The organism is Collinsella aerofaciens, assembly GCF_020181355.1.
Classification (GTDB): domain Bacteria; phylum Actinomycetota; class Coriobacteriia; order Coriobacteriales; family Coriobacteriaceae; genus Collinsella.
The window spans coordinates 197126-223271 of the sequence record NZ_CP084004.1 but is presented as its reverse complement, the minus strand read 5'-3'; the positions used below and the strand labels follow the sequence as shown (position 1 = coordinate 223271).

General features: G+C 61.4%; 18 protein-coding genes. 16 read left to right on the top strand and 2 right to left on the bottom strand.

The features are described 5' to 3' along the window. Nucleotides 1–293 precede the first annotated feature (293 nt). Complete coding sequence (locus tag LCQ44_RS00975) at nucleotides 294–1415, bottom strand: IS110 family RNA-guided transposase (protein WP_225093840.1); 1122 nt, start codon at nucleotides 1413–1415, stop codon at nucleotides 294–296. 321 nt (nucleotides 1416–1736) lie between these two features. On the opposite strand from LCQ44_RS00975, the gene feoB reads away from it, so the two are divergent. The 4 genes from feoB to LCQ44_RS00955 all read left to right on the top strand — a co-directional run bounded on the left by feoB (nucleotide 1737) and on the right by LCQ44_RS00955 (nucleotide 7512). Continuing rightward, nucleotides 1737–4097, top strand: a complete 2361-nt coding sequence (feoB, locus tag LCQ44_RS00970) for a ferrous iron transport protein B (RefSeq protein ID WP_225093839.1) — start codon at nucleotides 1737–1739, stop codon at nucleotides 4095–4097. Between the two features lie 121 nt (nucleotides 4098–4218). After that, nucleotides 4219–5415 (top strand): MFS transporter, encoded by a 1197-nt coding sequence (locus LCQ44_RS00965; protein WP_195232353.1) that lies wholly within the window; start codon nucleotides 4219–4221, stop codon nucleotides 5413–5415. A 153-nt stretch (nucleotides 5416–5568) separates the two neighbouring features. Beyond that, a complete protein-coding gene (locus tag LCQ44_RS00960; RefSeq protein ID WP_225093838.1) occupies nucleotides 5569–6945 on the top strand; it encodes an alpha-amylase family glycosyl hydrolase in 1377 nt (458 codons plus the stop codon). Between the two features lie 3 nt (nucleotides 6946–6948). Beyond that, on the top strand, nucleotides 6949–7512 hold the full coding sequence (locus tag LCQ44_RS00955; RefSeq protein WP_161144889.1) for a uracil-DNA glycosylase family protein: 564 nt from the start codon (nucleotides 6949–6951) through the stop codon (nucleotides 7510–7512). Nucleotide 7513: 1 nt separating this feature from the next. Here LCQ44_RS00955 and LCQ44_RS00950 read toward each other — a convergent pair whose 3' ends face one another. Next, nucleotides 7514–8176, bottom strand: a complete 663-nt coding sequence (locus LCQ44_RS00950; protein ID WP_161144890.1) for a hypothetical protein — start codon at nucleotides 8174–8176, stop codon at nucleotides 7514–7516. 93 nt (nucleotides 8177–8269) lie between these two features. Here LCQ44_RS00950 and LCQ44_RS00945 point away from each other — a divergent pair, with 93 nt between their 5' ends. From LCQ44_RS00945 to rpsJ, 12 genes are all read left to right on the top strand, one after another. Beyond that, nucleotides 8270–9406, top strand: a complete 1137-nt coding sequence (locus LCQ44_RS00945) for a pyridoxal phosphate-dependent aminotransferase (protein ID WP_225093837.1) — start codon at nucleotides 8270–8272, stop codon at nucleotides 9404–9406. Between the two features lie 505 nt (nucleotides 9407–9911). Further along, nucleotides 9912–10433 (top strand): 50S ribosomal protein L10, encoded by a 522-nt coding sequence (gene rplJ / locus LCQ44_RS00940; RefSeq protein WP_006235004.1) that lies wholly within the window; start codon nucleotides 9912–9914, stop codon nucleotides 10431–10433. A gap of 102 nt (nucleotides 10434–10535) precedes the next feature. Beyond that, on the top strand, nucleotides 10536–10913 hold the full coding sequence (rplL, locus tag LCQ44_RS00935; protein ID WP_006235005.1) for a 50S ribosomal protein L7/L12: 378 nt from the start codon (nucleotides 10536–10538) through the stop codon (nucleotides 10911–10913). A gap of 314 nt (nucleotides 10914–11227) precedes the next feature. Then, the gene (locus tag LCQ44_RS00930) at nucleotides 11228–12136 is read left to right on the top strand and encodes a UTP--glucose-1-phosphate uridylyltransferase (RefSeq protein WP_195239356.1); all 909 of its coding nucleotides are present in this window, start codon (nucleotides 11228–11230) and stop codon (nucleotides 12134–12136) included. A 287-nt stretch (nucleotides 12137–12423) separates the two neighbouring features. After that, nucleotides 12424–15915 (top strand): DNA-directed RNA polymerase subunit beta, encoded by a 3492-nt coding sequence (gene rpoB / locus LCQ44_RS00925; RefSeq protein WP_225093836.1) that lies wholly within the window; start codon nucleotides 12424–12426, stop codon nucleotides 15913–15915. A gap of 6 nt (nucleotides 15916–15921) precedes the next feature. Then, nucleotides 15922–20400, top strand: a complete 4479-nt coding sequence (locus LCQ44_RS00920) for a DNA-directed RNA polymerase subunit beta' (protein ID WP_175406066.1) — start codon at nucleotides 15922–15924, stop codon at nucleotides 20398–20400. Nucleotides 20401–20710: 310 nt separating this feature from the next. Continuing rightward, entirely contained in the window at nucleotides 20711–21229 is a 519-nt protein-coding gene (locus LCQ44_RS00915) for an RNA polymerase sigma factor (RefSeq protein WP_225093835.1), read from the top strand. Next, nucleotides 21180–22256, top strand: a complete 1077-nt coding sequence (locus LCQ44_RS00910) for a DUF4179 domain-containing protein (protein WP_225093834.1) — start codon at nucleotides 21180–21182, stop codon at nucleotides 22254–22256. Before LCQ44_RS00915 ends, LCQ44_RS00910 begins: the two co-directional genes overlap by 50 nt. 406 nt (nucleotides 22257–22662) lie before the next feature. Beyond that, nucleotides 22663–23040 (top strand): 30S ribosomal protein S12, encoded by a 378-nt coding sequence (rpsL, locus tag LCQ44_RS00905; RefSeq protein WP_006235012.1) that lies wholly within the window; start codon nucleotides 22663–22665, stop codon nucleotides 23038–23040. Between the two features lie 73 nt (nucleotides 23041–23113). Further along, nucleotides 23114–23587 (top strand): 30S ribosomal protein S7, encoded by a 474-nt coding sequence (rpsG, locus tag LCQ44_RS00900; RefSeq protein WP_006235013.1) that lies wholly within the window; start codon nucleotides 23114–23116, stop codon nucleotides 23585–23587. A 19-nt stretch (nucleotides 23588–23606) separates the two neighbouring features. Continuing rightward, complete coding sequence (gene fusA / locus LCQ44_RS00895; RefSeq protein ID WP_022094183.1) at nucleotides 23607–25706, top strand: elongation factor G; 2100 nt, start codon at nucleotides 23607–23609, stop codon at nucleotides 25704–25706. Between the two features lie 61 nt (nucleotides 25707–25767). Continuing rightward, nucleotides 25768–26076, top strand: a complete 309-nt coding sequence (gene rpsJ, locus LCQ44_RS00890) for a 30S ribosomal protein S10 (protein ID WP_022094184.1) — start codon at nucleotides 25768–25770, stop codon at nucleotides 26074–26076. Nucleotides 26077–26146 lie beyond the last annotated feature (70 nt).

Below are 26146 nucleotides of genomic sequence, written 5' to 3'. Positions count from 1 at the left end.
TGGCGGGCTTTCGCTCATATGACCCAATCCGCTGTCAAGAGCCACAATGGCCCCGCCGACCGCTTGCAATCGGTCGGCGGGGCCTGCCGTTAACCCGTCCCGGTCCGCCCCCGGCATGTAATCGACGCCTTCGGCTCAGTCTCATATCCGCGGATACCGTTCTGTCGGCCCGCACTCCATTCCTTCGGCGGGGTTCCCCAAGTCTGTCGAGGCGCATGCGGAGGGCTCCGCGCGCACAGCGAAATAGGGGGTATCCCCGAAGGCCGCCCGGCTCGCCGGGACGGGGGCCATGTCTATTCCGCGCCCTCCCGGCACATCATGCCGAGGGCCCAGAGCCACCTCACGAGCTCGGCCGCGGTGGCCGCGTTGGCCTTCGCCTGGGGCATGCCGCGGGCGAGCATCTCCTCGCGCCGCCGCAGGAGCCGCTCGGACCCCTTCCTCCCGTGCATCCTTATCTCGAGGGGCACGCCCGTGTCCCTCGGCATGAGCTTCGGCTGGTGCCGTGCCGCGGCGTAGCACCATGAGCCCTCAACGGCCAGCTTCCTCACGAGCGCGTTGCCCGCACCGCTGATGCCTCCGAGCCGCACGGAGTCGCCACTCGACCTCTGACTCGGCGCGAGGCCGAAATAGGCCGTGACCTGCCTTCCGGAACGGAACCTCGTGAAGTCGCCGACCTCGGCCGAGAAGGCTGCGGCCAGCGCGAAGGCGCAGCCCTTGATCGACTGGAGGGCGGCCACCTCCGCGGCGATCGGGCCGGCATCCACGGCGGCCCTGTACTCGGAGAGCAGGTCCGCCCGGGCCTCCGCCGCGGCCTCGACCTCGTTCCTCAGGGCGGCGAGCGCCCGAACCCCGCCATCGTCCTCCGGCCTGACCTTGTCGAGCCACCTCAGGAAGTCGTAGGCCCAGTACTTCCTCGGGTTGCCGGCGGGCGTGGTGCCGCCGTAGACGAACCCCCGCTTTGCGAGGAAGGCGAGCAGCCGCTGCTTGGCGGTCGCCAGGCGCGCGGTCGCCCCGTCGTAGGCGCCGGCGAGGTCCCTGATGCCTTCGACCTCGGGGGAGGGGACCCATACGGGGGAGATGTCGTGGGCGAGTATCGCCTTGGCCATCCTGGCGGCGTCGTTCCTGTCGTTCTTGGAGGCCGAGTCGGCGGCCGACCTGGGGATCTTCGAGACCGCGGCGACGACGCACTCGATGCCGAGCCCGGCGAGCTCCCTTTGCGGGGCGAAGCCGAGGTAGCCGCTCTCGTAGGCCGCGAGCGACGGCCCGGGGAACCCATCCATCCACCCGGCGATCTCGCCCCAGGGGTTGCCGGGGAACCTCCTCGTCACGGCCTCGCCGGTGTCCGCGTCGAGGGCGCAGACGGTGGTCGACCTCAGGTGGACGTCCATCCCGAACGCGGTAGAATACTTTGGCATGGGAGCCTCCCAACCTCGTTGCGGCGCGGCTGCGCCTATGGCACTTCAACATCATTGTCGCAGCCCCGACCCGCGGTCACGAGCGGGGGCTCCTATCTTTTTAGTGCCCTCGGATTGGGTCATAGTGTCTGTCGGTTCCAAGACATCGGCGTTGCTATGGCCCAGATGCGGCACTTGGGGACGGTCCTTGCAACAATCTGTTGATTGAACATCGTCGTATGTTCGCGCTATCATGCGTGGTTAAATGGTTAGCCATGGCAAACGGTTAGCCAAGATAAACAAAATGCAACGCCCTGTGGGCGCCGGGGGAGGAACACGGACGTGAAGCTCGATACACTCGAGATTGGAAAGGACGCCGTTGTCGCATCGGTGGCATCGGACGATCAGGCACTCCGACAGCATATTTTGGACATGGGTCTAACGCCGGGCACCGAAGTCACCATGATGAAGTACGCCCCCATGGGCGATCCGCTCGAGATCCGCCTGCGTGGCTACGAGTTGACACTGCGCAAGGACGATGCCGCTCGCATCGAGCTCGTGGGTATTCACGACACCGATACGGGTCCGCGCGCTAACGCCGCAATCGGCACGACGGAGCATCCGGCCCTGGGCGAGGGGACGTATTCGCCCCGTGCGGCAAAGACGGCCGTGCCCGAGGGCGCGCCGCTGCACTTTGCCCTCGCCGGCAACCAAAACTGCGGCAAGACCACGTTATTCAACCAGCTGACGGGCTCCAACCAGCACGTCGGTAACTTTCCCGGCGTGACGGTCGACCGCAAAGATGGCACCATCCGCAACCACCCCGAGGCAAGCGTTACCGACCTGCCTGGCATCTATTCGCTGTCGCCGTACACGGGCGAAGAGATCGTGAGCCGTCAATTCATCCTTGACGAAAACCCCGACGCCATCATCGACATCATTGACGCCACCAACATCGAGCGCAACCTGTACCTGACACTGCAGCTCATGGAGCTTGATCGTCCTATGGTCATCGCGCTCAACATGATGGACGAGGTGACCGCCAACGGCGGCGCCGTAGACGTCAACTTGCTCGAGAGCCTGTTGGGCGTGCCCGTTGTCCCCATTAGCGCTGCCCGCAACGAGGGCATCGGCGAGCTGGTGGACCACGCCCTGCACGTGGCGCGGTTCCGCGAGCGCCCTGGTCGCCTGGACTTTTGCGCGCCCGACGGTCCGGACGGCGGTGCGCTGCATCGCTGCATCCACGGTATTGCTAACCTGATCGAGGACCATGCCGTGACGGCGCACATCCCGGTGCGCTTTGCGGCGACCAAGCTGGTCGAGGGCGATGAGCTGGTAACCGAGGCGCTTCACCTGGATCGCAATGAGCTCGACGCTATCGAGCACATCATCACCCAGATGGAGGGCGAGGCCGGCACCGACCGCCTATCTGCACTGGCCGATATGCGTTTTAGCTTTATCGGCGACGTGTGCGGGCGTTGCGTCGTCAAGCCGCACGAGAGCCGCGAGCACGTGCGCTCCGTCAAGATTGACCGCATCCTGACAGGTCGTTACACAGCCATTCCGGCGTTTCTGGTGATCATGGGCCTCGTCTTTTGGCTGACGTTTGGCGTGATCGGCGCGGCGTTGCAGGGACTCATGGAGGACGGTATCGCTGCCATCATCGCCTCGGCCGATGCGGGCCTCAAGGCGTTCGGTACCAACGACGTGGTGCGCTCGCTGGCTGTCGACGGCGTGCTTACGGGCGTGGGCAGTGTGCTGACCTTCCTGCCGATTATCGTCGTGCTCTTTTTGTTCCTCTCCATTCTGGAAGACTCCGGATACATGGCGCGCGTGGCCTTTGTCATGGATAAGGTGTTGCGTCGCTTTGGCCTGTCGGGCCGCAGTTTCGTGCCCATGCTCGTCGGTTTTGGCTGCACCGTGCCGGCTATCATGTCGACCCGTACGCTCCCATCCGAGCACGACCGCAAGATGACGGTCATGCTCACGCCGTTTATGAGCTGCTCAGCCAAGCTGCCGGTTTACGGCTTGCTGTGCGGGGCGTTTTTCCCGCAGGCGACGGTTCCCGCCATGGTCTCGCTCTATCTGATCGGTATCGTGGTCGGCTGCGTCGCGGCTTTGGTGCTCAACCGCACGGCATTTAAGGGCGACCCGGTGCCGTTTATCATGGAGCTCCCCAATTACCGCCTGCCGAGCGTCAAGACGACAGTGATGCTGGCATGGGATAAGGCCAAGGACTTCATCACTAAGGCCTTTACCATTATCTTTGCCGCGACCGTGGTCATCTGGTTCCTTCAGACGTTCGACATCCGCTTTAACGTGGTCGCCGACCAGTCGCAAAGCCTGCTTGCCGGTCTGGGTAGCATCATCGCGCCGGTGTTGGCCCCGCTCGGCTTTGGCGACTGGCGCGCCTCGACGGCGCTCGTCACGGGGCTCATTGCCAAGGAGAGCGTCATCTCGACGCTCACGGTGCTTTTGGGCGCAACGTCGCCCGCGGCACTGTCAGCCATGTTTTCGCCGTTTACCGCCTACGTGTTCTTGGTCTTTACGCTGCTGTACCCGCCTTGCGTGGCGTCCATCGGCGCCGTCAAGAGCGAGTTGGGCGCACGCTATGCCGTGGCCGTATTCGCGTTTCAGGTGACGGTCGCCTGGGTCGTGGCGTTTGTCGTGCATTCGGCGGGCATGTTGCTGGGGTTGGCTTAGTTATGAATTGACGGCGCAACCTCTGTGTATCGAATTGTTTTCGGCCCCGCATCTGTTGCTGACGGATGCGGGGCCGTTGCTATATAATCGCCTCCGCTCAAAATGATTGGAGACGTTATATATGAGTCAGGCAAGGCAAGACGGCATCACGCTCAGGCAGTGGCTCCCGCTCGTCGGGCTCACCTGCTGTGCGTTCGTGTTCAACACGTCGGAGTTTATGCCCATCGGCCTTTTGACTGATATCGCCGCGTCGTTCTCGCTCACCGAGGCCCAGGCGGGCATCATGATCTCGGTCTATGCCTGGGGCGTCATGCTGCTGTCGTTGCCGCTCATGGTGTTCGCTTCGCGTTTCGAGTTCAAGCGGATGCTGCTGGGCGTGCTCGCCGTGTTCTCGCTGGGCCAGTTCCTGTCCGCCTTGGCACCGACCTATCCCATCTTAGTCTGCGCGCGCCTGGTGGTTGCCTGCGCGCACGCCGTGTTCTGGTCGGTCGCCTCGATCATGGCGTCGCGCCTGGTTGACACACGCCACGGGGCGCTCGCTATCAGCATGATCGCCACGGGCTCTTCCATCGCACAGATCTTTGGCCTGCCGCTCGGTCGCGCCATTGGCTTGGCCGTGGGCTGGCGCATGACGTTTGCCGTGGTCGGAGCGCTGTCTGCTGTCGCGGTCGTCTACCAGGCCACGGTGTTCCCTGCCATGCCAGCGGGCGAGCGTTTTACGCTCAAGCAGCTGCCCGAGCTGCTCAAGAACCCGTTCCTCATCGCGCTCTACGCAGTCACGGTCTTCATGGCGACCGGCTATTACGCAAGCTACAGCTATATCGAGCCCTTCCTGGCGCAGGTCGCGCACGTCGATGCGGGCGCCATTACCATGACGTTGACGGCGTTTGGCTGCTCTGGTTTGCTCGGAAGCTGGCTGTTTGGCCGCCTGTTCGATGGGCATCGCTTCCCGTTCTTGGCTATCACGCTCTCCGGCGTGCCGGTGGCTCTGCTGCTCATGGGTCCGGCCGCATCGTCACTCGCTGCGGTTCTCGCTGTGTGCGCACTGTGGGGTTGCTGCGCCACGGCCTTTAACGTGGCGTTTCAGGCCGAGCTCATCAAGCACACGCCGGCAGATTCGTCGGCCGTCGCCATGTCGATCTTCTCGGGCCTGTTCAACCTCGGTATCGGCACGGGTACCGCGATCGGCGGAGCCGTGGTTTCGGGTCCCGGTATCGCCTGGATCGGCTTTGTGGGCGGGGCGATTGCCGTCGTGGGCGTTATCCTCGCCATCACGGTGATGTTCCCAGCCATCCGCCGCGCCAAGCCCGTCGCCTAGCCACGTCCCCTCATCAGTTGCGGTGGAATAGTTCCTGTTTAAGGCCTTTGAAGACCCAAGCAGGAACTATTCCACCGCAACTTATTTTGGGGGAGGGGATACAAGCTGGGCATACAATGGATGTCGTTGTGTTGAGCTTACCGGGAGGTTGCTATGTGGGCATACGAGACGACGTTCTATCAGATCTATCCGCTGGGCTTTTGCGGAGCTCCGCGCGAAAACGCCGCCCCCGTTGCCGAGGATGAGCTCGCCCAGGCCGCCGATGTCGAACCCAACCCCGATGCTCCTATCATGAAGATTGCCCAATGGGCCGACTGCCTGCAAAAACTCGGCGTTGGCGCTGTGCTCATCAACCCGCCGCTCGAGTCCGATAGTCACGGCTACGACACGCGCAGCCTGCGCCATATAGACCGTCGCCTGGGCGGGGATGCCGACTTTGCCGCCGTATGCGACACGCTGCACGCCCATGGCATCCGCGTGGTGCTCGATGCCGTCTTCAACCACGTCGGTCGCGGCTTTTGGGCCTTCCGCGATGTGCAGGAGCGCAAGTGGGATTCGCCGTACAAGGATTGGTTTCACATCAGTTTTGACGGCGACTCCTGCTATGGCGACGGCTTTTGGTACGAGGGCTGGGAGGGTCATTTTGAGCTTGTGAAGCTCAACCTGCAAAATCCCGCTGTGGTCGATTACCTGCTCGAGTCTGTGCGCCGTTGGGCCGACGTCTTTGGCGTCGACGGCCTGCGCCTGGACGTCGCCTACATGCTCGACCGCGACTTTATGCGCCGCCTACACTCCTTTACCCGTGAGCTCAAGCCCGGCTTTGTGCTCATCGGCGAGACGCTCCACGGCGACTACAATCAGATCGTCAACGACGAGATGCTCGACTCGTGCACTAATTACGAGTGCTACAAGGGCCTGTATTCCAGCTTTAACTCGGTCAACATGTTCGAGATCGCCCATTCGCTGCACCGTCAGTTTGGCGGCGACCCTTGGTGCATCTACCGCGGCAAACATCTGCTTTCGTTTGTCGACAACCACGATGTGCCGCGCCTGGCAAGTATCCTCACCGACAAATCCTGCCTGCGTCCCGCCTATGGCATGCTCTTTGGCATGCCGGGCATCCCGTGCGTCTACTATGGCAGCGAGTGGGGAATTGCTGGCGAAAAGGGCGGCCCCGATGGCGACTGGGCGCTGCGACCTGCGCTCAATGAGCCTGCGCCCAACGAGCTGACGGCGTTCATCACGCAGCTTGCGCACCTTCGCTCGGCCGACGACGCGGCTGCCCGTGCTCTCAACTACGGTGCCTATCGCAACGTGGTGATCCAGAACAAGCAGCTGCTGTTCGAGCGCGCCTGCGACGACGCGGCGGTGCTCGTGGCGGTGAATGCCGTGGGTGAGCCTTACACCTTTGGTGCCGGCGAACTCAACGGCTCCTTCGTCGACCTGCTTGCCGACGATGCGCCCACGGTCGAGCTGACGGGTACCCTTGAGCTTGCACCCTACGAGGTGCGCTATCTGTTGAGAGCCTAGCCCATGGCCGTGTCTGACGAGGGCTATCAACATATTGAGCATGGGTTTGAGCCCGTGTTTGACGAGCACTCGCGCGTTTTGGTGCTCGGGTCGTTTCCCTCGGTGCTTTCGCGCGCCAATGCCTTTTATTACGGCAACCCTCAGAATCGCTTTTGGCGCGTGATGGCCACGTGCCTCGGTATGCCTGTGCCGCCCAACGAGGGCGATCCTTTGGCAAGCGGTGAGCCCGCGACGCTCGATGCCTCCATTGCCGCCAAGCGGGCCATGCTGCTGAACGGCGGCGTGGCCCTGTGGGATGTGGTCGAGAGCTGCGACATTAAGGGCTCGAGCGACGCGAGCATCCGCAACGTTGTGCCGGCACATATCGAGCGCATTACCGATGCCGCGCCGATTGAGGTCGTTGCCTGTAACGGCGGCACGGCAGGGCGACTCTACAAACGCTACTTGCAAGATCGGACGGGGCTGCCTGCCATCGTCCTGCCCTCGACAAGTCCCGCCAATGCCGCCTGGCGCCTGGAGCGTCTTGTCGAGCGTTGGCACGAAGCCGTTGACTGGGCTGTTATTTAATTTAGATTTTTGTTTGAGCGTGGGCGCCCAGACGTTTCAGAACGCCTCGCCAGATCGGCGCGGGCACGGCTGGCTCGGCGCAAACCATGCCGTCGGCGTCGACGTTGGCGGCATTGCCGCCGCCAAGTCGCTGTGCATGCTTGACGGAGCAGCCCATGCGCACAGCGCCCACGAGCTTGTCCATCGCTTCCGAAAACGGTCGGCGCAAGAGGCCCATGCGCGGGGAGCGACGAAGCGCTGCGATGCCGCTGCCGGCGCAGATGGCAACGCCGCCACACCACAATTGGTCATGGCGCTCACATGCCTTGTGCAGGCGAACGGCGGTCCCACGCGCCTGCTCAGTGCTCTCTTGTGCGGCTCGAATCGCGGCATAGACGCGCGTTCCCGTACCGCCAAAGCGCTCAAGCGCCTGCTCGATGGCTGTCAACGTCTCATCGTCAGCCACATCTTCAATGGCCAGCACGATGCCATCGGCAACGCTGCCGGCGTCATTTGCCTTCAAGTCGACCGGGCGGGGGAGTGCGGTGCCGGAAAGCTGTGCATAGGCGGCGATGGCATCCTGCAGGTCCCAGAGCAAAAACTCAAGATCGGCACTATTGGGAATGCTGATATACGCAATGGTTTGCAGCGTTTTTGGTACATCGCTGCGCGCGGTCGGCTCCATGCTGCCTCCTTTCCGGTTGGTTTCCGTTTAGGTTACACCGTCCGGCGGCGCCCCGCCGCGCTATCCTAGTGCAACCCTTACGAAAGGAACGCCATGCGACTGCCCATGAATACCTCGCTTGCCACGCTCAAGCCCTCCGGTATCCGCCGAATCAACGCGCTCGCCGCCCAGCACCCGGGGTGCATCGCGCTTGCGCTTGGCGAGCCCGATTTTCCCACGCCCGATGTGATTAGCGCCGAGGTGACCGCCGCACTGGACCGCGGTGACACGCACTATCCGCCCAACAACGGGCGCCCCGCCCTGCGTGAGGCGTTATCTGCCTACATGGGGGACGCGGGCCTTACGTTTTCCGCCGATGAGGTCATCCTGACCGACGGTGCGACCGAGGCACTGTCGGCAACATTCATGGCTATGCTCAACCCCGGCGACGAGGTCATCATCCCCACGCCTGCCTTTGGCCTGTACGAGAGCATCGTCGTGGCCAACCACGCCAAGGCGGTCTTTTTGGATACGGAGCCTGCGCAATTCCAGATTGACGAGGACGCACTTCGTGCTTGCGTGACGCCGGCGACCAAGGCCATCGTCATCTGCACGCCCAACAATCCTACGGGTTGCATCCTCAACGCGGCTTCGCTCGACGCCGTGGCGCGCGTGGCAGAGCAGGCGGGCATCTACGTGGTCTGCGACGACGTATACAACCGCCTGGTCTACGTGGACGGCTACGAGCGCTTTGCCCAGCGTCACCCGGAGCTGCGTGAACAGACGGTCATCATCGAGAGCTTCTCCAAGCCCTGGTCCATGACCGGCTGGCGCCTGGGCTGGCTCGCGGCAGCGGCACCCGTCATCGCCGAGATCGCCAAGGCTCACCAATACTTAGTATCGAGCGCCGTCTCCTTCGAGATGGACGCCGCAGCCCGAGCCCTGACCGTCGACCCAACCCCCATGCTCGAAGTCTACCGAGCCCGTCGCGAACGCGTACTCGCGGCCTTAGACGCCATGGGCCTCGACGTAGTAGAGCCCGCAGGAGCCTTCTACACTTTCCCGAGCATCAAAAAGTTCGGCCTAACCAGCGAAGACTTCTGCATCAAAGCCATCAAAGAGGCAAACGTAGCCCTAGTCCCGGGCGACTGTTTCGGAACCGAAGGCCACATCCGCCTAAGCTACTGCGTCTCCGACAAAGACCTAGACGAAGGCCTCCGCCGCCTGTCCAACTTCGTGTCAACCCTATAGCCCACCGGGATCCAAAACCATCAGCCCACCGACCCAAGCATTATGAGTGGGGCGCGCCGGCCAACGGACACGAGGATTCGCAGCAAAGGCAACGTAGCTCCGGCCGGGAGGGGCAGGGCGAGTTTTCCGTAGATTCCGCACGAGCCGAAGGCCACTTAATGTGGCCTTCGTGCGAGCCCAGGACTTGACCGAGCGGAAAACTCGCCCTGCCCCTCCCGGTCGGAGCGTATGCAGGGTTTGTGTACGAATCCTCGCGCCCGTTGACCGACGCCGGGGTCCCCGCCATAATACTTTCGGTTCACGCACGAATCCGCTGCCAGAGACAGCCGGTGCAAACGGGCATCGCCCGCGAGCTTAATGGGATATCCCGCCAGCCGAGGTGGTCGAGTAGATATGTCTTCTCGCCCCCGTCGCTCATGCAGCGCGGGGGCTTTCTTTTTGGACATGCCCCCGTCACGTCCTTGTGGCGGACCGTGCCCGGAAAGAATTCGAGGAGGTGTAATTCATGCCCCAGCAGTACAAAATCGACAAGGTTGCAGAGATCGAGTCCCGTATCGCCGAGAACGCCGGTCTGTTCGTCGTCAACTACAACGGTCTGACGGTTAAGCAGGCTCAGGAGCTGCGTCATCAGCTTCGCGAGTGCGGCGCCGAGATGAAGGTCTACAAGAACAACCTGGTCAAGATCGCTCTCAAGAACCAGGAGCAGCCCGAGCTCGACGAGATCCTCGCCGGCCCCGTCGCTTATGTGTTCTACGAGTCCGAGCCGGTCGAGGCCGCTAAGGCCCTTAAGGACTTCTCCGCTAAGTCCAAGGGCGTCCTTGAGATCAAGGGCGGTATCTCCGACGGCAAGGCCGTTTCCGCTGATGATGTTAAGGCTATCGCCGAGCTGCCCACCAAGGATCAGCTTCTCGGCCAGATCGCCGGTCTCATCTCCGGTTTCGCTCGCGACATCGCTGTCTGCGTCAACGGCGTTTCCTCTGGTCTCGCTCGTTCGATCCAGCAGGTCTCCGAGCAGAAGGCAGCCTAGTTGCTGTTTTCACCCGCGGCGGCAACGCCGCACCCCTGGCGCATTCGCGCTGTGTTTTAACTGATCTCCGTGCACAGACACGGAAACCGAAAGGACTTAGAAATGGCTAAGCTTACCACCGATGAGATCATCGATGCTCTTAAGGAAATGACCCTTCTCGAGGCTTCCGAGCTCGTCAAGGCTATCGAGGACACCTTCGGCGTTTCCGCCGCTGCTCCTGCCGCTGTTGTCGCCGCTCCCGCTGCTGGCGCTGCTGAGGCCGAGGAGAAGACCGAGTTTGACGTCGTGCTCGAGGGCTTCGGCGACAACAAGATCCAGGTCATCAAGGCCGTCCGTGAGCTCACCAACCTTGGCCTGAAGGAGGCCAAGGAGGTCGTCGAGGGCGCTCCCAAGGCTGTTCTCGAGGGTGCCAAGAAGGAGGACGCCGAGGCTGCCAAGGAGAAGCTCGAGGCTGCTGGCGCTGCTGTCACCCTCAAGTAATCAGGCTTTCTCGCCAGATTTCTTTGCAGACGGGGTTCGCATTGCGAGCCCCGTCTTTTTTGTTTTTCGGTCCCTCGACATCGGTAGCTCAAACTGCCATGTTCTGTGATTTGCGTCGTATCGGGCACCCTGCCGTTGGGCAATAAAATTGCACCATTCGAGCAATAATTTGCGTTGACCTGCTGAAGAATTGTCTCTGCCTTGTAGCGACATATAGTTCCAGCGGTAAGATGCTTAGGTATCGCAATTTGGTCTGCGGCTGTGTGCCGCACGCATGGGGCGCTTTTGCGCCTGCGAAAGGATCTTTGAATAACATGAAGGCAATCATCCCCGCCGCCGGTCTTGGCACGCGTTTTCTGCCTGGCACTAAGTGCACGCCCAAAGAGATGCTGCCGGTGCTCGACAAGCCCGTCATTCAGTATGTCGTTGAGGAGGCGCTCGACCCCGAGGAGGTCGACGATGCCATCATCGTTACTTCTCCCGGCAAGCCCGAGCTGCTGAACTACTTCCAGCCCGATCGCTCGCTCGAGAACCTGCTGCGCGAGCGCGGCAAGAACGCCTATGCCGATGCCGTCGCCCACGCTGGCGGTATGCCGGTCGACTTCCGTTATCAGTACGAGCCCAAGGGCCTCGGCCATGCTATCCGCTCTGCTGCCGACGCCGTGGCAGGGGAGAACTTCCTGGTTCTTCTGGGCGACTACGTTGTGCCTAACCGCGACATCTGCGACAAGATGCTCGCCGTTTCCAAGGAGCACGGTGGCGCTTCGGTTATCGCCGTCGCTGCTTGCTCGCCCGAGGAAGTCAGCCGCTACGGCGTTATCGCCGGCGAGCGCGTCGGTTCGCTCGAGGGCGCCGAGGACGTTGCCGATGCAGAGCCGGGCGCTGTCTGGCGTATCGGCGGTCTGGTCGAGAAGCCCGCTCCCGAGGCTGCTCCGTCCAACCTGTACATCGTCGGCCGCTATCTGCTGAGCCCGCTGGTCATGGACCTGCTGGCAGATCAGCAGGCCGGCAAGGGCGGCGAGATCCAGCTCACCGACGCCATGGCCCGTTCGCTCGACCGCGAGGCCATGTATGCCGTCGTCATCGACCCGCTGTCGGGCTACGACACCGGCACTCCCTCTGGCTGGATGGCCACCAACGCCCTCATGGCTGCAAGCGATCCCCGCTTTGCCGGCGCCTTCTGGGACGCCATCGACGAGCGCGGCGGATTGATGCGCAAGTAAGCCTTCGGACATCGACATTTACGGGCGCGGACCTCGGTTCGCGCCCGTTTTTTATAAGAGCTGCGATTTCCGGCTCTCTGTTCACAGAAAACATATGAACATATGTTCGATACACATACATCTACCTGCGTGTTTTCTGTCGAAAAACTTTGCTACTCCAAAAACTCAATCGCGTCAAGGCTTTTCTTGCCCAACGGTCGCTACCTGATAAACTATTAGGTTGCGATAACTGGCGAAGCTATGCCTCGCCAACCCACCGAGCATTTCCGTGAAGGAGGAAAAACCTGGTGACCTACGCATACACTGCCACTGAGCGCAAGCGCGTCAGCTTCGGGAAAATCCCGGAGGCCATGGAGCTCCCCAACCTTATCTCTGTTCAAAGGGAATCCTTTGAGCGTTTTAAGGACGAGGGCCTTCGTGAGGCGTTCAAGGAATCCAGCCCCATCCAGAGCCAGAACCATGTTCTCGAGGTTACCTTCGGCGAGCATCAGTTCGGCGACCCCGCGCACACCGTCGAGGAGTGCCGCGAGAAGGATATGACCTATCAGGCTCCGCTTCTGACCGACGTCCGTCTCACCAACAAGGAGACCGGCGAGATCAAGGAGCAGCTCGTCTTCATGGGCGACTTCCCCATGATGACCGATCAGGGCACCTTTATCATCAACGGTACCGAGCGTATCGTCGTCTCGCAGCTCGTCCGCTCCCCGGGCGTGTACTACAGCTCCGAGATGGATTCGGGCAAGCAGATCTACAAGGCCCAGATCATTCCGTCCCGCGGTGCCTGGCTTGAGTTTGAGGTCGACAAGCGCGACCAGCTCATGGTCTCCATCGACCGTAAGCGCAAGCAGAGCGCCACGATGTTCCTGCGCGCCCTTGGCATCGCCGTCACCAACGACGACATCATCGAGCTGCTCGGCAATTCCGATGTGATCAAGCGCACCCTGGAGCGCGACACCGCCCTCACCCGCGAGGACGCCCTCATCGAGATCTACCGTCGCCTGCGTCCGGGCGAGCCTCCCACTGTGGATGCTTCCCGCAGCCTGCTCGAGGGCCTGCTCTTTAACCCGCAGCGCTACGATCTGGCCCGCGTCGGTCGCTACAAGGTCAACAAGAAGCTCAATCTCACCACCGAGGAAGAGGTCACGGTGCTCACCGACGAGGATATCGTCGCGACGCTGCGCTACCTCCTGTCCCTCGCTGCCGGCGAGCAGGGCTTCAAGGTCGACGACATCGACCACTTCGGCAACCGCCGCATCCGTACCGTCGGCGAGCTCGTCGCCAACCAGTTCCGTATCGGCATGAGCCGTATGGAGCGCGTCGTCCGTGAGCGCATGAGCTCCCAGGACATCGACGAGATCACCCCGCAGTCGCTCATCAACATCCGCCCGATCGTGGCCTCCATCAAGGAGTTCTTCGGTTCCTCGCAGCTCTCGCAGTTCATGGACCAGGCGAACCCCCTGACCGGTCTGACCCACAAGCGCCGTCTGTCCGCACTCGGCCCTGGTGGTCTTGCCGGCCACAAGTCCGGCTCCAGCCGCCGCACCAACGTGCCGACGGCCGTCCGCGACGTTCACAATTCGCACTACAGCCGCATGTGCCCGATCGAGACCCCCGAAGGCCCCAACATCGGCCTGATCGGCTCGCTCGCCCTCTACGCCCGCGTCAACGAGTATGGCTTCATCGAGGCCCCGTTCCGCCGCGTCGAGAACGGCGTTGCCACCGACCAGATCGACTGGATGACCGCTGACGAGGAAGAGAAGCACGTCATCGCGCCGGCCAACACGCCGCTCGATCCCAAGACCAACGAGTTCATCACGACCGATGCCGAGGGCAAGATCGTCCGTCCGCACACCGTGATCGCCCGTACCCGCGACTTCGACGGCTCCTTCGGCGCCCCCGCCGACGTGCCCGTCGAGGACGTCGACTACATGGACGTCTCGCCGCGTCAGATGCTCTCCGTCGCAGCCACGCTGATTCCGTTCCTGGAGCACGACGACGCCAAGCGTACGCTCATGGGCGCTAACATGCAGCGTCAGGCCGTGCCGCTGGTTCACCCCGCCGCTCCCTATGTCGGTACCGGCATGGAGCGTCGCGCCGCTCTGGACTCCGGCGAGGTCACCCTGGCCAAGAACGCCGGCGAGGTCATCTTTGCCGACGCCTCCAAGATCATCGTCAAGCATGCCGGCGGCATGGACGAGTATCACCTGGCCAAGTACCAGCGCTCCAACCAGTCCACCTGCATCAACCACCGTCCGCTCGTGCGCGTCGGTGACACCGTTGAGCAGGGCGAGCCTCTGGCCGACGGTCCTTCGACCGATCATGGCGAGCTCGCACTGGGCCAGAACCTCACCGTGGCCTACATGCCGTGGGAAGGCTTCAACTACGAGGACGGTATCGTCGTGTCCGAGCGCCTGGTGGCCGAGGACCTGCTGACGACCATCAATATCACCCGTCACGAGATCGACGCCCGCGACACCAAGCTCGGTCCCGAGGAGATTACTCGCGAGATCCCGAACCTCTCCGAGGACATGCTTGCCAACCTCGACGAGGACGGCATCATCCGCATCGGCGCCGAGGTCGGCCCTGGCGACATCCTGGTCGGCAAGGTCACGCCTAAGGGCGAGAGCGCTCTGACCGCCGAGGAGCGCCTGCTGCGCGCCATCTTCGGTGCCAAGGCTCACGATGTTCGCGACACCTCCCTTAAGATGCCTCACGGCGCTTATGGCCGCGTCATCGACGTCGTCCGCTTTAGCCGCGAGAACGGCGACGACCTGGCCCCCGGTGTTAACGAGCAGGTGCGCGTCTACGTCGCCCAGCGTCGTAAGATCCAGCAGGGCGATAAGATCGCCGGTCGCCACGGCAACAAGGGCGTTATCTGTAACGTTCTGCCGGTCGAGGACATGCCCTACATGGCTGACGGTACCCCGATCGACGTTATCCTCAACCCGCTGGGCGTTCCTTCGCGTATGAACGTCGGCCAGCTGCTCGAGTGCCACCTTGGCTGGGCTGCTGCCTGCGGTTGGGATACCGAGGATGCCGACTCCGACAAGTATGTCCCTGGTCCGTTCTTCGTCTCGACGCCCGTCTTCGACGGCGCCAAGGAGGACGAGATCGCCGAGGTCATCCGTCGCGCCAACAAGAACATGCTCAACAAGGCCACCGCTGCCTTTGGCGATCACATGCGCCCCGAGTTTGTCACCCAGCTTGACGAGCGCGGCAAGACCCGCTTGTTCGACGGCCGCACCGGCGAGGAGTTCCGCGAGCCCATTACCGTGGGTACGTCCTACATCCTCAAGCTCGGCCACATGGTCGACGACAAGATCCATGCCCGTTCGACCGGCCCTTACAGCCTGGTTACCCAGCAGCCGCTGGGCGGCAAGGCTCAGTTCGGCGGCCAGCGCTTCGGCGAGATGGAAGTTTGGGCACTGTACGCATACGGTGCTTCCAACGTCCTGCAGGAGATCCTGACCGTCAAGTCCGACGATACCGTGGGCCGCGTCAAGACCTACGAGTCCATCGTCAAGGGCGAGAACGTTCCTGTCCCGGGTATCCCCGAGTCCTTCAAGGTTCTCGTCAAGGAGATCCGTTCCCTCGCGCTGGACATCGAGCCCATGCACGATGCCGACGAGGACGCCTCCGCCCCTGTGACCGCCGAGGAGACCTCTGCCCTCGATGACCTGGCTGCGCTCGCCGGCGTTGACGCCGACGTCGAGGCCCAGGATGTCGAGACCGCCGAGGCACCCGAGGCTGTCGCCGCCACGACCACTGATAAGGAGTAGTTGACTGTGGCAGATTTCGAAGCTACTGATTTTGACTCGGTAAAGATCTCCCTTGCCTCCGCCGACCAGATCCGTTCCTGGTCGCACGGTGAGGTCAAGAAGCCGGAGACCATCAATTACCGTACCCTCAAGCCCGAGAAGGACGGCCTGTTCTGCGAGAAGATCTTCGGTCCCGCCAAGGACTGGGAGTGCTCCTGCGGCAAGTACAAGGGCATCCGCTTTAAGGGCATCGTCTGCGAGCGCTGCGGCGTCGAGGTCACCTCGGCCAAGGTGCGTCGCGACCGCATGGGCCACATCGAGCTCGCCGCTCCCGTGTCCCACATCTGGTACTTCAAGAGCCCCACGAGCTTCCCGATGAGCCGTATGCTCGACATCAAGTCCAAGGACCTCGAGAAGGTTCTGTACTTTGCCAGCTACATCATCACCGAGGTCGACTACGAGGCTCGCGAGGCCGACGCCGACGACCTGCGCGAGGAGCTCGCCGCCGATCTGGAAGAGATCGATGCCGAGTGCGCCCGCCAGATCGAGTCCCTCAAGGAGCAGGGCAACCCCGAGAACTTTGACGAGTTCTCCGACGAGGAGCCGCTGACCCCCGAGGAGATCGCCTCTGGCATCGTCGACATCGAGGAAGAGTGCAAGGACGAGAAGCAGCTCCGCACGGACGCCTTCAACGCCTTCATGAAGCTCAGCGAGCGCGACCTCATTTCCGATGAGCCGCTGTTCCGCGAGATGACCCGTTACTACTCCATGTACTTCAAGGGCGGCATGGGTGCCGAGGCCGTCCGCGACCTGCTCGCTGCCATCGACCTTCCTTCAGAGGCCGAGAAGCTCAAGGCCATCATCGCCGACGAGGATTCCCAGAAGCAGAAGCGCGAGAAGGCCGTCAAGCGCCTCGAGGTCGTTGACGCCTTCCTGAAGGGCGGCAACAGCCCCGCGAACATGATCCTGGATGTCATCCCGGTCATTCCGCCCGATCTGCGCCCGATGGTCCAGCTCGACGGCGGCCGCTTCGCCGCGTCCGACCTCAACGACCTGTACCGTCGCGTGATCAACCGTAACAACCGACTCAAGCGCCTGCTCGACCTGGACGCCCCCGCGATCATCGTGAACAACGAGAAGCGCATGCTCCAGGAGTCCGTGGACGCCCTGTTCGACAACGGCCGTCGTGGTCGCCCGGTCTCTGGCCGTGGCGGTCGCCCGCTCAAGTCGCTCGCCGAGGCCCTCAAGGGCAAGCAGGGTCGTTTCCGTCAGAACCTGCTGGGTAAGCGTGTCGACTACTCCGGCCGTTCGGTCATCGTTACCGACCCCAAGCTGCTGCTGCACCAGTGCGGTCTGCCCAAGACCATGGCGCTGGAGCTCTTCAAGCCCTTCGTCATGAAGCGCCTGGTCGAGCTCGGCAAGGTCGAGAACATCAAGGGCGCCAAGCGCGCTATCGACCGTGGTGCCACCTTTGTGTGGGACATCCTCGAAGAGGTCATCGACGGCCGCGTCGTGCTGCTCAACCGTGCACCGACCCTGCACCGTCTGTCCATCCAGGCCTTTGAGCCGGTGCTGGTCGAGGGCAAGGCTATCCACCTGCATCCGCTGGTCTGCTCGCCCTTCAACGCCGACTTCGACGGCGACCAGATGTCTGTCCACGTGCCGCTGTCCAGCCAGGCTCAGGCCGAGGCTCGCGTGCTTATGCTCTCTGCGAATAACCTGCGCTCGCCGGCATCCGGCAAGCCGGTCAACATCCCTTCGCAGGACATGATCATCGGTGTGTACTACCTCACCCAGGTTCGCGAGGGTCTGCCGGGCGAGAACCACGTGTTCTCGAGCTTCGACGACGCGCTGCACGCCTATGACTGCCGCTCCGAGGTCGACATGCAGGCCAAGATCCAAGTCCGCGTGTCCGCTGCCGATGCCAACGTCATCAACGAGGACGGCACCCGTATCTTCCGCGTCAAGAACGGCAAGAACGAGTTTGTCGACTACGACGTCACCGGCAACAAGACCGCGCGCTTCGAGACCTCTATCGGCCGCATCATCTTCAACCGCCAGTGCCTGCCCGAAGACTATGAGTTCATGAACTACAAGATGGTCAAGGGCGATGTGGCCAAGCTGGTTGCCGACTGCTGCGATCGTTACCCCGAGGCCAAGGTCGGCCCGATCCTCGACGCCATCAAGTACTCCGGCTTCCACTACGCTACCCGCGCCGGCCTTACCATCTCGGTGTGGGACGCTCTCATCCCTGCCGAGAAGCAGGAGCTGCTCGATCGCGCCCAGGCCAACGTCGACCAGATCAACGAGTACTTCGAGGAGGGCTTCATCAACGAGACGGAGCGCCACATCGAAGTCGTTAACGAGTGGACCGCTTGTACCGACAAGGTTGCAGCGCTCATGCTCGACATGTTCGACGAGGAGAACCCGCTGTACATGATGGCCGACTCCGGCGCCCGTGGTTCTAAGACCCAGCTGCGTCAGCTCGGCGGCATGCGTGGCCTGATGGCAGACATGTCCGGCGAGACGATCGACCTTCCCATTAAGGCGAACTTCCGCGAGGGCCTGCTGCCGCTCGAGTACTTCATTTCGACCTACGGCGCCCGTAAGGGCCTGGTCGATACCGCATCCCACACCTCGGACTCTGGTTACCTGACCCGTCGTCTGGTCGACGTGGCCCAGGACGTCATTGTCCGCGAGGAGGACTGCGGTACGCACGAGGGCGTCACCTACAACCTCATCATCCCCGGCACCACCGACCTCAACACCGACCTCGTCGGCCGTTGCTTCATCGAGGACGTCGTGGCTCCCGATGGCACCGTGCTCTTTGAGCAGGACGGCTACATCGAGAAGGTCGCCGACATCCAGAAGATGGTCGATGCTGGCCTTAAGAAGGTCAAGCTCCGCGCGCTGCTCACCTGCCGCTCCAAGTACGGCGTGTGCCAGAAGTGCTACGGCTGGGATCTTTCCACCCGTCGCCCGGTCGCTATCGGTACTGCCGTCGGCATTATTGCTGCCCAGTCCATCGGCGAGCCCGGTACGCAGCTTACGATGCGTACCATTCACTCCGGCGGCGTCGCTGGCGTCGACGATATTACGCAGGGTCTGCCTACGGTCAGCCGTATGTTCGATATCGTCGGCAACGTCAACGAGAAGATTCTGGGTCGCGAGGCCGAGCTGGCTCCGTACTCCGGTCACCTCTCGATTAAGCCCGAGAAGTCCGAGTACGTGCTGACGCTCACCGACTCCGAGGATCACACCCGTGTCCTCGACGAGCGTCGCGTCCCCGCTTCGGTGCGCTTTATGCCCGAGATCGAGGACGGCTGCGAGGTTCGCGCCGGCGACCAGATCACCAAGGGCTTCGTCAACTTCCGCAACCTGCGCAAGCTGACCGACATCGAGTCGACGATGCACACCTTCGTCGAGAGCGTCAAGGACGTCTACACCAGTCAGGGCGTTGACCTGAACGACAAGCACATCGAGGTGCTCGCACGTCAGATGCTGCGTCGCGTTCAGATCACCAACCCCGGCGACTCCAAGTACCTGCTCGGTCAGTACGTCGACCGCTACGAGTTCGCCGACGAGGTCGAGCGCGTTGCCCGTCTGGGCGGTCAGGCTCCCGTGGCCGAGCCCGTCATCCTGGGTACGCTCAAGGTCGCGTCCAACATCGACTCCTGGCTGTCGAGCGCTTCGTTCATCCGTACCGCCGGCGTCCTTACCGAGGCTGCCATCGAGGGCAAGGTCGACCACCTGCTCGACCTTAAGTCCAACGTCATCGTCGGTAAGAAGATCCCGGCTGGTACCGGCCTCAAGCCGTACGCCAACGCCAAGCTGACGTATCGCACGGCCGACGGCTACGTGGACATCGACGGCCCGGCTTCGCCCAACGCCAAGTCGCTGCCCGAGTGGGCTCCTGTGGAGCTCAAGGACCTGGACGAGCAGCTCCCGCAGCAGCTCGACTGGGCCGGCTACGACGAGTTCGGTGGTGCTGACGGTTCGTTCACCCGCAACGGCCACACCATCTCCGCCGAGAAGGCTCGCCTGTACCTGTTCGACGACCTGGGCGTGTCGCAGCGCTGGACCAACAAGTTCAGCGAGGTCGGCATCGAGACGGTCGGCGACCTGGTCGGCAAGTCCGAGGAGGATCTGCTGCGCATTGATGGTATCGGTGCCAAGGCGATCGAGGAGCTCCGTGACGGCCTGGAGGCCCACGACCTGCTCTACATCCTCGAGAACAACGACGACGTTGCCGACGAGGAAGACCTCTCGCAGCTGCTGCAGATGGTCTTTAGCCCCGACGGTCCGGACGACATCCTGCTGGGCACCTCCGCCGCGCCGACGCATCACGCCGACGCCGACGAGGAGCTCCTGGGCGCCCCGATCGACGACAAGAAGGCTCCCGCCAACGGTGCCATCAACGAGGACATGGCTTCCCTCGACGAGCTGCTCAACCAGCTCGTGGACACCGACGACGCCGAAGAGGCCAAGGACAACGACGAGGAGTAATTAGTTCCGCCGTTCTAACGAACGGCGGCGACCTCCGTCGCTGCGCGGCCCCCAGAGCTACAATCTGTCATTCAAAAGGCAGGGCATGACCAAAAGGTCAATGCCCTGCCTTTTTCATGCCACCTTGTACGCTCTGGGGGCCGCTCGCTTGCGTATGCTCAACCTGTTGCGTTCCGTTGATCCCTTGCCAATAAGGGACAGAGTCATTTTGATAGGTTATTCCTGCTTGAATTTGAAACATTCCGTTCGGTCAAAGCGTATCTATGGTGAGGGCCTCATCGAGAACCATTAACGTCACAGGGAGGTGATTATGGAAGAACAAGCATTTAGACAGGCGGTCGAGGATCACCGTGATGTCGTGTTTCGAATCGCATTGACGTACCTGCGCGATCGTGCCGACGCCGACGATGTTGCCCAGGATGTCTTTCTTAAGCTGCTTAAAAGCGATGGACATTTTGAAAGTTGGGAACATCTTCGTCGATGGCTTATCCGGGTCACGATCAATGAATGCAAATCGCTCTTTCGAAAGCCATGGAGGCGTGTGGAGGATATTGAGAACCTGGCCGATTCGCTTTCGGCGGCGCAGGATGAGACCAAGGCGGTCCTGTCAGACGTTATGCGACTTCCGGAGCGATTCCGCGTTCCCATCGTGCTCTATTACTATCTGGGCTTTTCGACCTCAGAGATTGCCGAGTTGTTGCATGTACCAGCCGCGACCGTTCGAACGCGTTTGGCTCGCGGCAGGTCGAAGCTCAAGTTCATCCTAGAGGAGGGCGACCGTGAAATCCAATCAAATCAAGCAGACCTTCGAGTCCATCCAAGCCGATAGCAATCTTGCAGATCGCGTCCTTAATACTGCTGCGGGTGAGCCGCTTCATCGAAAGGGCCACGCGAAGCCTCTCTATGTTGCCGTAATCGGGTGTCTTGTCGGAGTGTTGGCGACCGGAGGGGTCGCCTACGCAGTTATCAATTCCAGCTATTTTGCCTCAGCTTGGGGAAACCACGGCAACGGGGATTCCATTACCTGGACCAACGGCGGCTCATCGGGAACTAAATATACCTACACCAGAGAGTTTGGCGATGGCATCGCGCCCCAAAGCCTGGAAGGCGCAGTCCAGGAGGTTAATCTGTCCGTCGAGGGCAACGGCTATACGCTTGATATCCATGAGATGGCAATCGACCAAAACGGCTGCGGAGCCGTGACGTTTACGTTGTCCAATCCAAATGGAGTTAACTACTACAAGCCAGCAGCAGAGATTGGCGAACTTGTTCTCTATGGTGAAGAAGAGCAGGGCATCGGCACGCCCGATATGAAGTTCGGCGAGGAATGGCCTGACACACGCAGCACAATTGATAAGGACACATCAAGCGATACTGTCATTAATGGCACGATGTACTTTGCCGCTATGGATCGCGAGCGAGATTTGCAACATGCTGTCACCTGGAATATCCATTGGACCGAGGGTGAAGGTGAGAGTGCGAGGCGGTTTGAGGCGTCGACACCCGAGTTCACTATTGGAGCGTACGTCGATACAAAGGAACTCCGCTCCGGTGACTCGCCTCTTGAGATTAGCCCGTTTTCCATCCAGACGCACATCGATGATTTGGGCTATGAAGCAGTTGATAATAAGCTGACCGTCAGCTACAAGGATGGATCGGAGCAGATTATCGAAGATGACGACGCAGGGCTGTTCAACTTATATTTTTCTTATGGGCGCAATAGCGGAGAGAACATCTGGGTGCCAACGAAGTTGATTGATGTCGATCAAGTTGTCTCGGTAACCCTTGAAATTGTGAGGTATACATCAACAGGGGAGACCGAAACGAAAGAGCCCTTTACCATCGTCTATTCGTAAGATTTGGGGTCGCTTCCTACTAGGGGAAGCGGCCTCTTTTGCGTTAAATGGAAACGCCGCCGATTTCCATGCGACAGATGAGAGCAGATTACCGCTGGAGCGCGACGTTTCCCCAGATAAAACCGACCAAAATAAACCTGTCCCTATTTGGAAGGGAACGTTGCCCCGACAAGCACGTCGGATTCCCGGACCGGGCGGCCGCCCCCGCGCACAGAAGGGGATTCCTTTTGTGTAGGCTTTGCGGAAATATACTCATTTTGGGATACGCCCGGCGGCGTGGTCTGTTGACGGCACAGCTAACGCCACGTATCCTATCGAACTGCGTGTTTCGTAGGGGGATGCTGACCCCTCGATTCAAGCCGTTGCACTTTACAGAAAGCTGGAATCATTCGAGAAGGAGTACGCTTTGCCTACTATTAACCAGCTGGTTCGCCAGGGCCGTCGTTCCGTGCCCAAGAAGTCCAAGAACGCTGCTCTGCAGCACAACTCCCAGAAGCGCGGCGTGTGCACCCGTGTCTTCACCACGAGCCCCAAGAAGCCGAACTCGGCTCTTCGTAAGGTTGCCCGTGTTCGCCTTGTCAACGGCATCGAAGTTACTGCCTACATCCCGGGTGAGGGCCACAACCTGCAGGAGCACTCCATCGTGCTCGTCCGCGGCGGTCGTGTCCGTGACCTCCCTGGTGTCCGTTATCACGTCATCCGTGGCGCCTACGACGCTGCTCCGGTCCAGAACCGTATGCAGGCCCGTTCCAAGTACGGTGCTAAGCGCCCCAAGGCCAAATAAGCCAGATAACGTTTTGATACTTTCGCCGTGTGCCGCCTAAGCGCCGCACGGTAGACACTTAAGGAGATTTCACATGCCGCGTCGTGCAGCAGCTAATCGTCGTGAGGTTCAGCCTGACGCCGTTTACAACAACCGCCTGGTGACTCAGCTCATCAACAAGGTCCTTCTTGACGGCAAGAAGGCCACCGCTGAGCGCATCGTTTACACCGCTTTCGAGATCGTTGCCGAGAAGTCCGAGGGTGGCGACGCTCTCGCTACCTTCAAGAAGGCTATGGACAACGTCAAGCCCACGCTCGAGGTTAAGCCCAAGCGTGTCGGTGGCGCTACCTATCAGGTCCCGATGGAGGTCAACTCCCGTCGTTCCACCGCTCTGGGCATCCGCTGGATCGTCAACTTCTCCCGCGCTCGCAAGGAGAAGACCATGGCCGAGCGTCTCGCCAACGAGATCCTCGACGCTTCCAACGGCCTGGGCGCTTCCGTCAAGAAGCGTGAGGACGTCTTCAAGATGGCCGAGGCCAACCGCGCGTTCTCTCACTATCGTTGGTAAGTTAAGGTAAGGAACTAACATGGCTAAGCCTAAGTACAAGCTTTCCGATACCCGTAACATCGGCATCATGGCTCACATCGATGCCGGTAAGACCACCACGACCGAGCGTATTCTTTACTACACCGGCAAGACCCACAAGATCGGTGAGGTCCATGAGGGCGCTGCCACCATGGACTGGATGGTTCAGGAGCAGGAGCGCGGCGTAACCATTACCTCCGCTGCTACCACCTGCTTCTGGAACAAGGACGGTAAGGACTACCGCATCCAGATCATCGACACCCCGGGCCACGTTGACTTCACCGCCGAGGTGGAGCGCTGCCTGCGCGTCCTCGATGGCGCTGTCGCCGTCTTCGACGCCGTTGCCGGCGTTCAGCCCCAGTCTGAGACCGTTTGGCGTCAGGCTTCCACCTTCAACGTCCCCCGCATCGCCTTCATCAATAAGTATGACCGCGTGGGCGCTGACTTCTTCAACGCTATCGAGACCATGAAGGATCGTCTCGACGCTAACGCCGTGGCCGCTCAGGTCCCGATGGGCGCCGAGGACAACTTCTGGGGCGTCATCGACCTGGTCACCATGACTGCATGGGACTTCAAGGCCGACGAGAAGGGTATGACCTACCCCGAGCCGATGGACGAGATCCCGGCTGAGTTCGCCGACATCGCTGCCACCAAGCGCGAGGAGCTCCTCGACGCTGCTGCCAGCTTTGACGACGAGCTCATGGAGAAGATCCTCATGGAGGAGGACTTCACCGTCGAGGAGCTCAAGGCGGCTCTGCGTAAGGGCGTTCTGGCCAACGAGCTCAACCTCGTCTTCGTGGGCTCCGCCTACAAGAACAAGGGCGTTCAGGAGCTGCTCGACGCTGTCGTCGACTACCTGCCCAGCCCGCTCGACGTTGAGGCTGTCACCGGTACCGATCCGGACACCGGCGAGGAGATCCAGCGTCATCCTTCCTTCGACGAGCCCTTCTCCGGCCTGGTCTTCAAGATCATGACCGACCCGTTCGTCGGTAAGCTCACCTATGTCCGCGTTTACTCCGGCCGTGCCGAGTCCGGCTCCTACGTGGTCAACGCTTCCAACGGTCAGCGCGAGCGCCTCGGCCGCATCCTCGAGATGAACGCCGCCGAGCGTATCGACCGTGACGACGCTGCCGCCGGCGACATCGTTGCTTGCGTCGGCTTCAAGAACTCCACCACCGGTGACACCCTGTGCGCCGAGGGCAAGGAGATCGTCCTCGAGAAGATCGAGTTCGCTAAGCCCGTTATCGACGTTGCCATCGAGCCCAAGACCAAGGCCGAGCAGGACAAGATGTCCCTTGCTCTGACCAAGCTCGCCGAGGAGGACCCGACCTTCCAGGTGTCCACCAACCACGAGACCGGCCAGACCATCATCGCCGGCATGGGCGAGCTGCACCTCGAGATCATCGTCGACCGTCTGCTCCGTGAGTTCAAGGTTGACGCTAACGTTGGTAAGCCCCAGGTTGCCTACCGCGAGACCGCTGGTCACGACGTCGAGAAGGCTGAGGGCAAGTTCGTCCGTCAGTCCGGCGGTCGCGGTCAGTACGGCCACGCCGTCATCAAGCTCGAGAAGATGGAGGAGGGCTTCGGCTACGAGTTCGTCAACGCTATCGTCGGCGGCGTCGTGCCCAAGGAGTACATCCCGTCCATCGACAAGGGCATCCAGGAGGCCCTGAACACCGGTGTTATCGCCGGCTTCCCGGTCCTCGACGTCAAGGTCACCCTGTTCGACGGTTCTTACCACGAGGTCGACTCCTCCGAGGCCGCCTTCAAGATCGCCGGTTCCATGGCTATCAAGGACGCCCTCAAGAAGTCCGATCCGCAGCTGCTCGAGCCGATCATGGCTGTCGAGGTCGAGACCCCCGAGCAGTACATGGGCGACGTTATGGGCAACCTCTCCGGTCGCCGCGGCAAGATCGAGGGCATGGAGGATCGCAAGAACAGTAAGCTCATCCGTGCCAAGGTGCCGCTGGGCGAGATGTTCGGTTACGCTACCGACCTTCGCTCCCAGACCCAGGGCCGTGCATCCTACACGATGCAGTTCGACTCTTATGAGCCTGCGCCCAAGTCCATCGTGGACGAGGTCATGAGCAAGAACGCCTAAGTTCGAGCTCCCTGTTACGTAATCCTGCGAGAACATCTCTCGCACTCTTTGGAGGTTTAAGTTGGCTACCCAGAAGATCCGCATTCGCCTCAAGGGCTATGATCACGAGGTCGTCGATCAGTCCGCGAAGCTCATCGTCGAGACCGCTCAGAAGACCGGCGCTCGCGTCTCCGGTCCTGTCCCCCTGCCCACCGAGCGCAACCTGTACACGGTTATCCGCTCGCCGCACGTGAACAAGGACTCCCGTGAGCAGTTCGAGATGCGCACCCACAAGCGCCTCATCGACATCCTCGACCCCACCTCGGGCACCGTTGATTCGCTCATGCGTCTCGACCTCCCCGCTGGCGTCGACATCGACATCAAGCTTTAAGCGATATCGCTCATAGCTTAAAGGGCCCCGCTGCCGTTACGGTAGCGGGGCCCTTTTGTTTTGAGTTTAG

What these genes read in the sequence shown, in the direction of transcription:
- LCQ44_RS00975 (WP_225093840.1), bottom strand. Translation starts at nt 1,415, where the DNA reads ATGCCAAAGTATTCTACCGCGTTCGGGATGGACGTCCACCTGAGGTCG.
- LCQ44_RS00965 (WP_195232353.1), top strand. Translation starts at nt 4,219, where the DNA reads ATGAGTCAGGCAAGGCAAGACGGCATCACGCTCAGGCAGTGGCTCCCG.
- LCQ44_RS00960 (WP_225093838.1), top strand. Translation starts at nt 5,569, where the DNA reads ATGTGGGCATACGAGACGACGTTCTATCAGATCTATCCGCTGGGCTTT.
- LCQ44_RS00955 (WP_161144889.1), top strand. Translation starts at nt 6,949, where the DNA reads ATGGCCGTGTCTGACGAGGGCTATCAACATATTGAGCATGGGTTTGAG.
- LCQ44_RS00950 (WP_161144890.1), bottom strand. Translation starts at nt 8,176, where the DNA reads ATGGAGCCGACCGCGCGCAGCGATGTACCAAAAACGCTGCAAACCATT.
- LCQ44_RS00945 (WP_225093837.1), top strand. Translation starts at nt 8,270, where the DNA reads ATGCGACTGCCCATGAATACCTCGCTTGCCACGCTCAAGCCCTCCGGT.
- rplJ (WP_006235004.1), top strand. Translation starts at nt 9,912, where the DNA reads ATGCCCCAGCAGTACAAAATCGACAAGGTTGCAGAGATCGAGTCCCGT.
- rplL (WP_006235005.1), top strand. Translation starts at nt 10,536, where the DNA reads ATGGCTAAGCTTACCACCGATGAGATCATCGATGCTCTTAAGGAAATG.
- LCQ44_RS00930 (WP_195239356.1), top strand. Translation starts at nt 11,228, where the DNA reads ATGAAGGCAATCATCCCCGCCGCCGGTCTTGGCACGCGTTTTCTGCCT.
- LCQ44_RS00915 (WP_225093835.1), top strand. Translation starts at nt 20,711, where the DNA reads ATGGAAGAACAAGCATTTAGACAGGCGGTCGAGGATCACCGTGATGTC.
- rpsG (WP_006235013.1), top strand. Translation starts at nt 23,114, where the DNA reads ATGCCGCGTCGTGCAGCAGCTAATCGTCGTGAGGTTCAGCCTGACGCC.
- fusA (WP_022094183.1), top strand. Translation starts at nt 23,607, where the DNA reads ATGGCTAAGCCTAAGTACAAGCTTTCCGATACCCGTAACATCGGCATC.